Consider the following 14,030-nt stretch of genomic DNA (forward strand, 5'->3'; position numbering starts at 1 on the left):
TTAAGCCCGCCTGCGCAGATGGTACTGCAGTTATGTGGGAGAGTATGTCGTCGCCTTTCTTTGTGGAACCCCAGCTTGAAAAAGCTGGGGTTCTTTTTTTTATAGGTACGACGTGTTCGGCTAATGCCTCGGTTCGTCGCCTTTCTTTAATCTGAATTAGTTTCAGATTCTATTAAATCCTCATCATTCATTTGATGGGGATTTTTTTCGTTGTAAATTTTTATGAAAAATAGAAGAAGTGGACTAATTTAATTGTTAATATTTTTGTGAAATATTAATTCTTAGCGTAAAACTTAAGTCATATTTGTTTATTGTATTGTTAATTATATATTAATTTTTTATTGACTAAACCAAAATAAAACTTTACTTTTATTTTTTTTTAAATTATTAATCGTTTATTTAGAATTATTAGTAATGATGTATTAACAACAAAATTCATTCTATGAAAAATAAATTACTTTTATTTTTATTGTTTTTTTCGTTTTTAGCAAATAAAGTTAATGCCAATAATTTCGAACAAACTTCAAATAATTCTAAAATAAATTTGCGGTTGGCGGTTAATTTAATGGACACTATTAAAAAAACTAACAAAACATTAAAATCTGCAAAATCTACAGTTATAATACCAACCCCATTGACAACTGCAGGAAGTGCTTGTAAAGAAGAGACTGACTTGACGGTAAAAGTGTTTATGGCTGCATCTGGTGGTAGTGGGGATATTATTGAATGGTTTTCAAGTCAAACTTCTAATACTATTTTGCATACAGGATCTATATATAGTCCAAGTGTCAGTAAAACCACAACTTATTATGTTAGAACACATGCAGGTGCTGATTTTAGTAATAGAGTACCCGTAGTTGCTTCGGTTTATTCCGTTCCTCCAACGGTAACTTTGATAGCCTTTCCAAATGATGCAGTTATATGTGAAGGAACGCCGATAGAATTTACTGCATCTGGAGGAGGTGATTTTTTTGAATTTTCAGTTGATAGGATTGTTAAGCAAGGAATGTCAACAAATAGGACATTTACGACTAATACCCTGATAAAAGGGCAAGTAGTTAGCGTCAGGACGAGATATGGTGTTAATTTTGATGGTTTCGTAAGTGAAACGGCCTATGGGAGCGGTGCTTTGGAGGATAATGTTTTGTCAGCTCCATTATCTTTGAATTCATCAGACGGTTATATTAATTCTATTAAAATTAGTTCCACTGAGGATAAGTTAGTTTTTGGTATTGCAGGAAAATTAGGCGACAATAGAAGCATGTTGTTGTTTTTGGATACGAAGCCGGGCGGTTTTAATTTGACTAATTTTGGAGATGAAACAAATGTTATTGCTTCTGCAAAGGGATTCAATTGTTTTAATAATAATCCAAGTACTTTTGACTCGTATTTTCAAGCGGATTATTGTCTTGCAATTTCAACTGATAATGGTGGAACAAATTTTTTCGCAGATATTATTGAATTAAAAACCGGGAATTCTACTAAGATTAGATTAGGAAATGCCTCAACAGGATTCCCTAGTTCTGTAATGGGGGTTAATAATGGTAGTTTAGGAATGGCAGATTACAATCGTGGTTTTGAAGTAGAAGTTTTAAAATCATTGATAGGTTATTCAATTGGAGATATTAAATTTTTTGCCTTTACTATGCAGGATGATAGTTTGCTTAATTATAATGTTACAAACTCGTTCTTGAGTCCAGAATTAAATAGTTCTGTTGATTATGGAAGTGGTGCTATTGATTATAATATTAAGGATCCGAATCCAGTTGTTGTTTCAGCAGATGCTTTGATTCCTTGCTACAAAGAAGCTAGTATTGTAATCAGCTTAGATGAAAAACCGACAACTGCAACTGTGGGTGCTGATCAATATAATTGTTCATTAACTAGTACTTCGCTCAATGGTAATAGTCCTACGATAGGTTCTGGTAAATGGTCATTAAAATCGGGACCAGGTATAGTGAATTTTAGTGATGTAAATAGCGGGGTATCTACTGCATCTGTTGATGTAGAAGGTATTTATGTTTTTACTTGGAGTATTTCAAATGGGGTTTGTCCAGTATCTACAGCTGATGTAAAAATTGAGTTTCATGTTGCTCCCTTAAAACCTACAGCAGTTAATCAAACAGTATGCGCTTCCTCACCAATTCAAACTTTAACGGCTATGGCTTCGGCTCAAGCAGGAGAAACAATAGTTTGGTATGATGCAATAACTGGAGGTAATGTAGTGGCAGATCCTTCTTTAAGTGCATTAGGAACAATTACCTATTATGCTGAATCGGTGAAAAATACAACACCATGTGTAAGCAACTCTCGAGCTGCAGTAACCTTAACTATTAATCCAAGACCGGTCGTTCCAATAAGTACAGGAGATCAAACGGTATGTGCGTCGACTCCAATTCAAACTTTGACTGCTGGAGCGACAGCTCAAACAGGAGAATCAATAGTCTGGTACGATGCAGCAACAGCAGGAAATATAGTAGCTAGCCCTACATTAAGTTCATTAGGAACAATAACATATTATGCGGAATCTGTTAATGATGCTACATCTTGTACAAGTACTTCCCGTATCTCAGTTACATTAACTTTAAACCCAACACCAGTTGTTCCAACAAGTGGAGGGAATCAAACGGTATGTGCCTCATCACCAATTCAAACTTTAACTGCTATGGCTTCAGCTCAAGCAGGAGAAACAGTAGTTTGGTATGATGCAATAACTGGAGGGAATGTAGTGGCGGATCCTTCTTTAAGTGCATTAGGAACAATTACCTATTATGCTGAATCGTTGAAAAACACAACACCATGTATAAGCAACTCTCGAACTTCCGTAACCTTAACTATTAATCCAAGACCGGTCGTTCCAATAAGTAGAGGAGATCAAACGATATGTGCGTCGACTCCAATTCAAACTTTGACTGCTGGAGCGACAGCTCAAACAGGAGAATCAATAGTTTGGTACGATGCAGCAACAGTAGGAAATGTAGTAGCTAGCCCTACATTAAGTTCATTAGGAACAATAACATATTATGCGGAATCTGTTAATGATGCTACATCTTGTACAAGTACTTCCCGTATCTCAGTTACATTAACTTTAAACCCAACACCAGTTGTTCCAACAAGTGGAGGGAATCAAACGGTATGTGCTACTTCGCCAATTCAAACTTTAACTGCTATGGCTTCGGCTCAAGCAGGAGAAACAGTAGTTTGGTATGATGCAATAACTGGAGGTAATGTAGTGGCAGATCCTTCTTTAAGTGCATTAGGAACAATTACCTATTATGCTGAATCGGTGAAAAATACAACACCATGTGTAAGCAACTCTCGAACTTCAGTAACCTTAACTATTAATCCAAAACCACTTGTTCCAACAAGCACTGGAGATCAAACGGTATGTGCGTCGACTCCAATTCAAACTTTGACTGCTGGAGCGATAGCTCAAACAGGAGAATCAATAGTCTGGTACGATGCAGCAACAGCAGGAAATAAAGTAACGAATCCAACTTTAAATAGCTTAGGAACTATAACTTATTACGCAGAAGCAGTAAACAATGCTACAGCTTGTGCTAGCAGCTCACGTACGGCAGTAACTTTAACGTTAAATCCGAGACCGATCGTCCCAACGAGCGGAGGTAATCAAACAGTATGTGCTTCTTCTCCATTGCAAACCTTAACAGCTACTGCATCGGCTCAAGCAGGAGAAACAGTGGTATGGTATGATGCAGCTACTGGAGGAAACGTAGTTTCAAACCCAACATTGAATTCATTAGGTACTGTTACTTATTATGCTGAATCGGTGAAAAATACAACACCATGTATAAGCAGTTCTCGTACTGCAGTAACTTTAACAATAAATCCATTACCAGTTGTTCCTGTAAGTGGAGGCAATCAGACGGTATGTGCTACTTCGCCAATTCAGACTTTAATCGCTGGTGCTACAGCAGAATTAGGGGAGTCAATTGTTTGGTATGATGCAGCAACAGCAGGAAATAAAGTAACAAATCCAACTTTAAACAACTTAGGAACTATAACTTATTACGCAGAAGCAGTAAACAATGCTACAGCTTGTGCTAGCAGCTCACGTACGGCAGTAACTTTAACGTTAAATCCGAGACCGATCGTCCCAACGAGCGGAGGTAATCAAACAGTATGTGCTTCTTCTCCATTGCAAACCTTAACAGCTACTGCATCGGCTCAAGCAGGAGAAACAGTGGTATGGTATGATGCAGCTACTGGAGGAAACGTAGTTTCAAACCCAACATTGAATTCATTAGGTACTGTTACTTATTATGCTGAATCGGTGAAAAATACAACACCATGTATAAGCAGTTCTCGTATTGCAGTAACTTTAACAATAAATCCATTACCAGTTGTTCCTGTAAGTGGAGGCAATCAGACGGTATGTGCTACTTCGCCAATTCAGACTTTAACCGCTGGTGCTACAGCACAATCAGGGGAGTCAATTGTTTGGTATGATGCAGCAACAGCAGGAAATAAAGTAACGAATCTAACTTTAAACAGCTTAGGAACGGTAACTTATTATGCAGAAGCAGTAAACAATACCACAGCTTGTGCTAGCGGCTCACGTGTTGCAGTAACTTTAACATTAAATGCTACTCCAGTTGCTCCAATGAGCGGAGGTAATCAAACAGTATGTGCTTCTTCTCCATTACAAACCTTAACCGCTACTGCATCGGCTCAAGTTGGAGAAACAGTGGTATGGCATGATGCAGCTACTGGAGGAAACGTAGTTTCAAACCCAACATTGACTTCATTAGGTACTGTTACTTATTATGCAGAAGCGGATAGTAATTCAACACCTTGTATGAGTATCTCCCGTACTGCAGTAACTTTAACAATAAATCCATTACCAGTTGTTCCTATAAGTGGAGGCAATCAAACGGTATGTGCTAATACGCCAATTCAGACTTTAACCGCTGGTGCTACAGCACAATCAGGTGAATTAATAGTTTGGTATGATGCAGCAGCAGGCGGAAATGTAGTAGCTGGCCCTACTTTAAGTTCATTAGGAACGGTAACTTATTACGCAGAAGCAGTAAACAATGTTACAGCTTGTGCTAGCAGCTCACGTGTTGCAGTAACTTTAACTTTAAATCAGAGACCTGTTGTCTCAATTAGTGGCGGAAATCAGACGGTTTGTACAGATGGAACAACAACCCAAACTTTAACAGCTACAGCTACTGGTAATATAGTAACATGGTATACTGCTGCTATTGGAGGAAGTCTAGTTGCAAATCCTAAGCAAGTAGGTGTTGGTACAGTTACTTACTATGCTGAATCTTCAAACGGACTTTGCCCTAGTAGTACTCGTGCAGCTGTTACTTTAACAATTGTAGGTGTATTTCCAAATCCAATAGCTAACGATCAGACAGTTTGCTCAAATGGAACAACAACTCAAACTTTGACAGCAACCGCTATTGGGAATACAATTACATGGTATACTGCCTCAGTAGGTGGAATTGTTGTATCAAGTCCTACTCAAGTAGGTGTGGGGACGGCAACATATTTTGCAGAATCTTCCGTTGGAAATTGTTTAAGCGCAGCCAGAACTAAAGTTGTTCTAAGTATCACTGCAGTTCCGGCAATACCATCGGCAACGACGAATAAACAACCAACTTGTACTAATTCAACTGGAGAAATCACTTTTGTTAATCAAACAGGCGCTGAGTACAGTATTGGAAATGGGTTTCAAGACAGTCCTTTTTTCACAAACGTTGTCTCAGGTACATATACAATAAGCGTCCGATATAAGAATAACACTGCATGTGATATTAAGGGTGCAGCTTTGACAATAAAACCAATTCCTCAACAAATTCAATTCGAAATTAACGGAGAGTGTGTAGATAAAGATTATATGTTAACAGCTACTCCATTGTCTAATTCATATGATCCTAATCATATTGATTATGAATGGAAAGATAGTGCAGGTATAACTGTAGGGACAAATTCTAATGTTTTTAATGTTTCGAATTTGATTGCTTCAACTTCTGAAAAAGAAATTTTCCCTTTAAATTATACTTTAACAGTAACGTCAGCTTCAACAGGTTGTCAAACTATAAAAGGACTAACAGTCGAAACTATAACTTGTAACATTCAAAAAGGAATTTCACCTGATGGTAACGGAGCGAATGACAACTTCGATTTAAAATTAATGGATGTGAAAAAACTGCAGATATTTGATAGATATGGTATAAAAGTTTACAGTCAATCGAATTATACAGACCAATGGAAAGGACAGTCAGACAAAGGTGATGATCTGCCAAGTGCAACATATTATTATGTAATTGAGCTTAATGGAGGTCAATCAAAAACAGGTTGGATATATCTAATCAGAGAAAAACAATAAATTAATTTATTTTTGAATTCCATGAATATCTTTTGGATGAATAAAACGAAAAACAAATCAATATGAATAAAATATTTTTGATATCTCTTTTAGTTCTTATTGCCTATATAGATTCAAACGCGCAACAGAACCCTCATTATACCCAATATATGTATAATATGAATGTCGTTAATCCTGCTTATGCAGGTTCGAAAGAAAGTATTTCTTTTGGAGCATTGTATAGAAAACAATGGGTTAATATAGAAGATGCTCCAACTTCTTTTACTTTTTCTGGACATGCGCCAGTTGGTAATAATGTTGGACTGGGTTTATCTTTTATATCAGATAAAATTGGACCTATAACTGAACAGAATGTGTTTGGAGATTTTTCGTATACTTTGCGATTAAATGAGACGAGCAAATTGGCATTGGGAATAAAAGCGGGTGTGTCATTTCATCAAGTTGGTCTGAGAGATATTCAATCTTCTTTACCAGATCCTTCAGAAGGTATTTTTGGTCAAGATATAAATGACGCATCATTAAATTTAGGTGTAGGGGCATTTTATTATACAGAAAATTATTATGTTGCTTTTTCAATTCCAAATCTATCAAAATCAGCCCATTTAGATTATAACGGACGCGAATATGGTTCAGATGTGTCCCATTATTTTTTGACAGGTGGGTATATTTTTGATGTCAACTATGAATTAAAATTTAAACCTTCTTTTATGTTGAAATCGGCATTTAATGTAAGCCCATCGTTAGATCTTTCTGCCAATTTCTTATATAAAGAAAAATTCGAAATAGGTGCTACTTATAGGTTGCAGGATAGTTTTGGCGGAATGGTAAATTTTGCCGTTACACCGGAGTTAAGAATAGGCTATGCCTATGACCATATTATTTCAGATCTGAAAGTGACCACTCCTTCTTCTCATGAATTTATTTTGCTGTATGATCTATTTACGGCTAAAAAGGTGTCACGTTCTCCAAGATTTTTCTAATATTAAACTTTATAATTAATGAAAAAAATTACTATACTGTTATTTTTGGTGCTAATTAATATTTCACTAACTGCACAAAATAAAGATACAAAGAGTGCTGATCGACTTTTTGACAGCTATGAATATAGTTTAGCCGCTAAAGAGTATCTGTCTTTAGTTAAAAAAGGTACTTCTGATTCTTACGTTTATAAACAACTAGGGGATTGTTATTATAATATGTCTAATACTGCTGAAGCAGAAAAATGGTATTTAAAAGGAGTAGAATCTAAACAAGATTCAAAGAACCATTATAATTATGCCCAGATGTTAAAATCAAATGGCAAATATCTAGAATCAGATAAACAAATGAGAGTTTTTGCTGCCATGTCACCTAATGATCAAAGAGCAATAGAATTCAACAATAATCCTGATTATCTTGTGAAGCTAAAAAATATAGAAAAGCTATTTGATATAAATAGAATCACTGTAAATTCGGAAAAATCTAATTTTGGGGCTGTTCTCTATCGTAATTCTCTTTATTTTGCAAGTGCAAGAGGTAAAGGAAGTAAAATTTATGGATGGAATGATGAGCCCTTTTTAGATTTATATCAGTGCAACTATAATGAAATAGATGGAACGTATTCAGAACCAACTGGAATTTCTGAGTTAAACACTATATATCATGAAGGGCCGTTAACGATGACTAAAGATGGGAAGACGATTTACTTTTCAAGTGAAAGTTTTAATGAAAAATTATTTGTGAAAGACAATTCAAAAAAATTAAAATTTGGACAAGTTAGTTTGTACAGGGCCTATAAGGATGATGGAAAATGGGCAGTAATTTTTCCGCTTCCATTCAATAGTAAAAATTATTCTACGGGAAATCCGTCCATAGATAAAGACGGAAAAACACTTTATTTCGCATCTAATATGCCTGGCTCAATAGGAGGTACGGACATATGGAAAGTAGCAGTTAATCCCGATGGTACTTTTGGAACTCCAGAGAATCTAGGAGATAAAATAAACACAGTTGGTGACGAAAATTTTCCATTTATATCTGATGATGGCATTTTATATTTTTCTTCAAATGGTCTAATGGGTTTTGGTGGATTAGATATTTTTTATGTAGATTTTAATAAAAATGATTCATCCTACAATATGGGGAGTCCTGTCAATACAGAAAAAGACGATTTTTCATTTACATTTAATAAAGAAAAAAACATAGGGTATTTATCCAGTAATAGAGCAGGTGTAGATAATATCTATAATGCAATTCCAGTATGTAAATCAGAGATGCTTGCTATCATAAAAAATTCGAAAACAAATGCATTAGTAGCTAATTCCAGAGTGGTTTTTTTAGATGCTGATAAAAATGTTTTAGATACAAAGAGAACTAACGATAATGGAAAAGCATTATATAGTACTGATTGCCAAAAACAATTTTCTATCGATGTTTATAAAGATGGATTTGTCACTAAATCTTATCCTATTAGCAAGATTGAAAAAGGAGTTCGTACGACTATGGATATGTATATAGATCCGATTGAAATGACTGTAACAGAAACAGAAATTATATTAAATCCAATTTATTTTGATTACAACAGAAGTGATATTACGCCGCAAGGTGCAACGGAATTGGATAAATTGGTCTATGTAATGTCTCAAAATGATAAGTTGAAGATATATGTAAAATCTCATACCGACATTAGAGGTACTGATAAATATAATTTTGACCTTTCGGAAAAAAGGGCTAAATCCACCGTTGCATATATCATTTCAAAAGGGATTAGCGGGGAAAGAATTACAGGTAAAGGTTTTGGGGAATCAGAGCTAAAAGTAGATTGCAAAGAGAAATGCACTGGAGAAGAACATGCTTTAAACAGACGTTCAGAATTCATGATCATCAGATAATAAGCAAATAAATTATAATAAAAGGATGTCCATTTTTGGACATCCTTTTATTATAACTATTACCAAGAATATTACCCATGTACGGTTTCGGTTTTTCCGTACTTAACAATAATTGAAGTTTCAAAGTCAATCCATTCTTGCCAACGTTTATTAACATCAACGTTATCTGCATATTTTTTGGCAAAACCAATAAAAGTGGTATAATGCCCAGCTTCTGAAATCATTAAATCACGATAAAATTGAGCTAGCTCGGGATCTTGGATGTTTTCAGAAAGAACTTTAAATCGTTCGCAACTTCTCGCCTCAATCATAGCTGAAAATAATAAACGATCACATAGCGCATCTCTTCGACTTCCATCTTTTTTCATGAACTTAAAAAGCTCATTTACATAATGGTCTTTGCGTTCTCTACCTAAAGTTAAACCTTTGCTTTTTATTAAATTATGAACTAATTGTAGATGGTCTAATTCTTCTTTTGCAATAATTAACATTTCGGTAACCAATTCCTCTAATTCAGAATTATAAGTCACTAAACTTATCGCATTTGATGCTGCTTTTTGCTCGCACCACGCATGGTCTGTTAAGATTTCTTCTATGTTTGATTCGACTATATTTACCCAGCGTGGGTCTGTGGTTAATTTTAAACCTAGCATGATGTTGGAATTTATTTGCTTGCAAAATTAGTGTTTTCTTCCTGATTTTTATTCAAAACGAAGGAATTGCAATTAAAATAGTATTATTTTGCAAATATAATTTTATTCAAAAAACAATCAAGTGCAACAACTTTTAATTATTGGTTTTGTATGGCCTGAACCTAATTCGTCTGCGGCAGGAGGAAGAATGCTTCAATTGATTTCACTTTTCAAAGAACAGGGATATAACATTACCTTTGCTAGTCCGGCTCAAGACAGTGATTTTATGGTTGATTTAGAAGAAAATGGTGTCGATAAAAAATCGATTGCTTTAAATTGTTCTAGTTTTGATGTCTTTATTAAAGAGTTGAATCCGAGTATTGTCTTGTTTGACCGTTTTATGATGGAAGAGCAATTTGGTTGGAGAGTTACTGAAAATTGCCCAAATGCCTTGCGATTATTAGATACAGAAGATTTACACTGTCTACGTTTAGCACGGCAAAAAGCATTCAAAGAAAATCGGTTGTTTCAAACTGCAGATTTAATGGTAGAAGAGGTTGCAAAACGTGAAGTTGCCAGTATTTTGCGTTGCGATCTTTCTTTAATGATTTCTGAATTTGAAATCGAAGTGCTTGTAACTAAATTTAAAATTGATAAAGCGCTATTGTATTATTTGCCTTTTTTATTGGATTCCATAACCGTTACAACGTTCGATAAAACGCCAGTCTATGAAGAAAGAAAAGATTTTATTTTTATCGGAAATTTTCTTCATGAGCCCAATTGGAATGCCGTTCAATATCTGAAGGAGACCATTTGGCCTCTTATTAGGAAACAACTTCCTCAAGCTGTTTTGAACATTTATGGTGCATATCCATCGCAAAAAGTGCTGCAATTGCATCAAACAAAAGAAGGGTTTTTAATAAAAGGTCGTGCTGCCAAAGCGCAAGAAGTGGTTTGTAAGGCTCGTGTTGTTTTAGCACCATTACGTTTTGGCGCGGGTGTAAAAGGAAAATTGATAGAAGCGATGCAATGTGGAACGCCGAGTGTAACAACTGCTATTGGAGCCGAATCAATGCATGGTGATTTGCCGTGGAATGGTGCTATTACGGATATTCCACAAGTTTTTGCGGATGAAGCAGTACAGTTATACAATGAAAAAAAACTTTGGATTGAAGCGCAATATAACGGATTAACTATTATCAATCAGCTTTATTTAAAAGCACTATTTGTGGAAGATTTCAAAAAGCAAATACTTTTTTTGGAAGCTAATTTGCACCAACACCGATTTATTAATTTTATTGGAGCAATGTTGCAACATCATACGATGAACAGTACAAAATATATGTCTCGTTGGATTGAGGCTAAGAACAAATAAAAAAATCCCGCCAAGTTTTATAACATGACGGGACTTGTATTTTAAAAATCAAATTGTTACGCAAGCATTGTAACGGGATTTTCTATAAATTGTTTCAATGTTTGTAAAAATTGTGCTCCAGTTGCACCATCAATTGTTCTGTGATCACAAGCTAAGGAAAGCATCATGGTATTACCAACAACAATCTGACCGTTTTTAACCACTGGTTTTTCAACAATAGCTCCTACTGAAAGGATGGCAGAATTCGGTTGATTGATAATAGAATTGAACTCAACAATTCCAAACATTCCAAGGTTAGAAACAGTAAAAGTACTTCCTTCCATTTCAGTTGGCAATAATTTTTTGTTTTTAGCTCTTCCGGCAAGATCTCTTACGCTTCCGCCAATTTGAGATAAGCTCATAGCATCAGTAAATTTCAGTACAGGAACTACTAATCCGTCTTCAACAGCAACAGCTACTCCAACATTCACATGATGGTTGATGGTAATAGCATCTTCTTTCCATTGGGAATTAATTTTTGGATGTTTTTTCAAAGCCATTGCGCAAGCTTTTATAACCATATCGTTAAATGATATTTTTGTGTCAGGAACGCTGTTTATTATTGCTCTTGATTTCATCGCTTCATCCATTGTAACTTCAATTGTTAAGTTATAATGAGGTGCAGTAAATAAAGATTCTGCCAAACGTTTAGCGATAATTTTTCGCATTTGCGAATTTTTGATTTCTTCTGTAAAAACCTCACCTGCCGGAACAAATACTTTTGGTGCAGCCACAGTTTCTGTTTTTGCTGGTGTAGATGTTGTAGTAGCCGGAGCAGAAACAGCTTGAGGAGTAAAGTTTTCGATATCGCTTTTTACGATACGGCCGTTTTCACCAGAACCTTTTACCTGTGTCAATTGAATTCCTTTGTCACTTGCAATTTTCTTTGCTAAGGGCGATGCTAAAATTCTTTGTCCATCCGTTGATGCTTCTTGTAGAATTGGTTCTGCTTTTTCAGCAGATGCCGATTTTACTTCTTCATTTGTAGCAGCGGCTTGTTGAGCTCCTCCAGTTTTATAATTTTCGGCAATACCTTTAATGTCACTTCCCTCAGGTCCAATGATGGCTAAAAGACTGTCAACTGGAGCTGTATTTCCCTCTTGAATTCCTATGTACAATAATGTTCCCTCATTAAAAGATTCAAATTCCATTGTAGCTTTATCAGTTTCGATTTCCGCTAGAATGTCACCTTCGACAACTTTATCACCTACTTTTTTCAACCAGGTAGCCACAGTTCCTTCGGTCATTGTATCGCTTAAACGGGGCATTGTAACTACGATTACTCCTTTTGGTAAAGGGCTGGTTGCGGTTGCAGGAGCTGCATTAGTTTCTTCTTTTTTAACTTCAGGAGCAGTTGCTGTTTCTTCTGATTCAGGTTTAGCCTCTGCTGCGGGAGTTGCTTTTCCAGCGATTAAAGCTGAAACATCTTCACCTTCATTTCCTATTATTGCTAAGAGAGAGTCAACTGGCGCTGTTTCTCCTTCAGGAATTCCTATGTACAAAAGTGTTCCTTCGTTGAAAGATTCAAATTCCATTGTTGCTTTGTCCGTTTCAATTTCTGCAAGGATATCGCCTTCGCTGATTTTGTCACCTACTTTTTTTAGCCAAGTCGCTACCGTTCCTTCCGTCATCGTATCGCTCAAACGAGGCATTGTTATTATTGTTGCCATAATTGATTTATAGTTTATGAGGTAAAAATGGATAGTTTTCTTGATCGTACACTACGTCGTATAATTGTTGAATTTCAGGATAAGGTGATTCTTCAGCGAATTTCACGCATTCTTCAACCAAATCTTTAACTCTCTGATCAATAGTTTCAATCTCTTCTTCTGTAGCATACTTTTGATCTTTAATTACATCTAAAACTTGAGTAATTGGATCAATTTTTTTGTACTCTTCCACTTCATCTTTTGTGCGATATAATTGCGCATCAGACATAGAGTGCCCTCTATAGCGGTAAGTTTTCATTTCGAGGAATGTTGGTCCGTCGCCACGACGAGCTCTATCGATAGCCTCTGTCATTGCTTCGGCAACTTTTACCGGATTCATTCCGTCAACTGGTCCACAAGGCATTTCGTATCCTAAACCTAGTTTCCAAATATCAGTATGATTAGCAGTTCTCTCTACAGAAGTTCCCATCGCATAGCCGTTATTTTCTACGATAAACACGACTGGAAGTTTCCATAACATTGCCATATTAAAGGCTTCATGCAATGAACCTTGTCGAGCTGCACCATCACCAAAATAGGTCATAGTAACTCCTCCCGTTTCAAAATATTTGTCTGCAAATGCTAATCCAGCTCCTACTGGAATTTGACCTCCAACAATTCCGTGTCCACCATAAAAACGATGCTCCTTGGAGAAAATATGCATAGAACCACCCATACCTTTTGAAGTTCCGGTAACTTTACCCATAAGTTCTGCCATTACGCGTCTAGGATCAACACCCATTCCTATTGGTTGTACGTGATTTCGGTATGCCGTAATCATTTTGTCTTTTGACAAGTCCATTGCGTGCAAAGCACCTGCAAGAACTGCCTCTTGACCATTGTATAAGTGTAGAAATCCTCTAACTTTTTGTTGAATGTATAATGCTGCAAGTTTGTCTTCAAACTTTCTCCAAAGCAGCATGTCTTCATACCACTTTAAATAAACCTCTTTTGTAACTTCTTTCATTTGGATTTTTTCTTTTGCTTAAGCGTTATTGTGTTATAAAATGTTACTTATAACGCAAAATAGTTTCCTCACACAAA

7 protein-coding genes are annotated in these 14,030 nt (G+C 35.9%); 4 read left to right on the forward strand and 3 right to left on the reverse strand.

Translation table 11 applies throughout. The features are described from left to right. The first annotated feature begins 442 nt into the window (after positions 1 to 442). From ACFX5D_RS15480 to ACFX5D_RS15490, 3 genes are all read left to right on the forward strand, one after another. Positions 443 to 6,361 (forward strand): gliding motility-associated C-terminal domain-containing protein, encoded by a 5,919-nt coding sequence (locus ACFX5D_RS15480; RefSeq protein ID WP_379859106.1) that lies wholly within the window; start codon positions 443 to 445, stop codon positions 6,359 to 6,361. A 62-nt stretch (positions 6,362 to 6,423) separates the two neighbouring features. Beyond that, a complete protein-coding gene (locus ACFX5D_RS15485) occupies positions 6,424 to 7,341 on the forward strand; it encodes a PorP/SprF family type IX secretion system membrane protein (protein ID WP_379859107.1) in 918 nt (305 codons plus the stop codon). Between the two features lie 18 nt (positions 7,342 to 7,359). Further along, a complete protein-coding gene (locus ACFX5D_RS15490; protein ID WP_379859108.1) occupies positions 7,360 to 9,231 on the forward strand; it encodes an OmpA family protein in 1,872 nt (623 codons plus the stop codon). Positions 9,232 to 9,302: 71 nt separating this feature from the next. Here the strand turns inward: ACFX5D_RS15490 and ACFX5D_RS15495 are convergent, their stop codons facing one another. Then, complete coding sequence (locus tag ACFX5D_RS15495; RefSeq protein ID WP_379859109.1) at positions 9,303 to 9,884, reverse strand: MiaE family protein; 582 nt, start codon at positions 9,882 to 9,884, stop codon at positions 9,303 to 9,305. Between the two features lie 121 nt (positions 9,885 to 10,005). Between ACFX5D_RS15495 and ACFX5D_RS15500 the strand changes: the two genes are divergently transcribed. After that, the gene (locus tag ACFX5D_RS15500; protein ID WP_379859110.1) at positions 10,006 to 11,238 is read left to right on the forward strand and encodes a glycosyltransferase; all 1,233 of its coding nucleotides are present in this window, start codon (positions 10,006 to 10,008) and stop codon (positions 11,236 to 11,238) included. Positions 11,239 to 11,294: 56 nt separating this feature from the next. Here ACFX5D_RS15500 and ACFX5D_RS15505 read toward each other — a convergent pair whose 3' ends face one another. Beyond that, positions 11,295 to 12,947, reverse strand: a complete 1,653-nt coding sequence (locus tag ACFX5D_RS15505; RefSeq protein WP_379859111.1) for a pyruvate dehydrogenase complex dihydrolipoamide acetyltransferase — start codon at positions 12,945 to 12,947, stop codon at positions 11,295 to 11,297. A 7-nt stretch (positions 12,948 to 12,954) separates the two neighbouring features. Next, positions 12,955 to 13,953, reverse strand: a complete 999-nt coding sequence (pdhA, locus tag ACFX5D_RS15510; RefSeq protein WP_379859112.1) for a pyruvate dehydrogenase (acetyl-transferring) E1 component subunit alpha — start codon at positions 13,951 to 13,953, stop codon at positions 12,955 to 12,957. Positions 13,954 to 14,030 lie beyond the last annotated feature (77 nt).

The organism is Flavobacterium fructosi (genome assembly GCF_042787335.1).
GTDB classification, from domain to species: domain Bacteria; phylum Bacteroidota; class Bacteroidia; order Flavobacteriales; family Flavobacteriaceae; genus Flavobacterium; species Flavobacterium fructosi.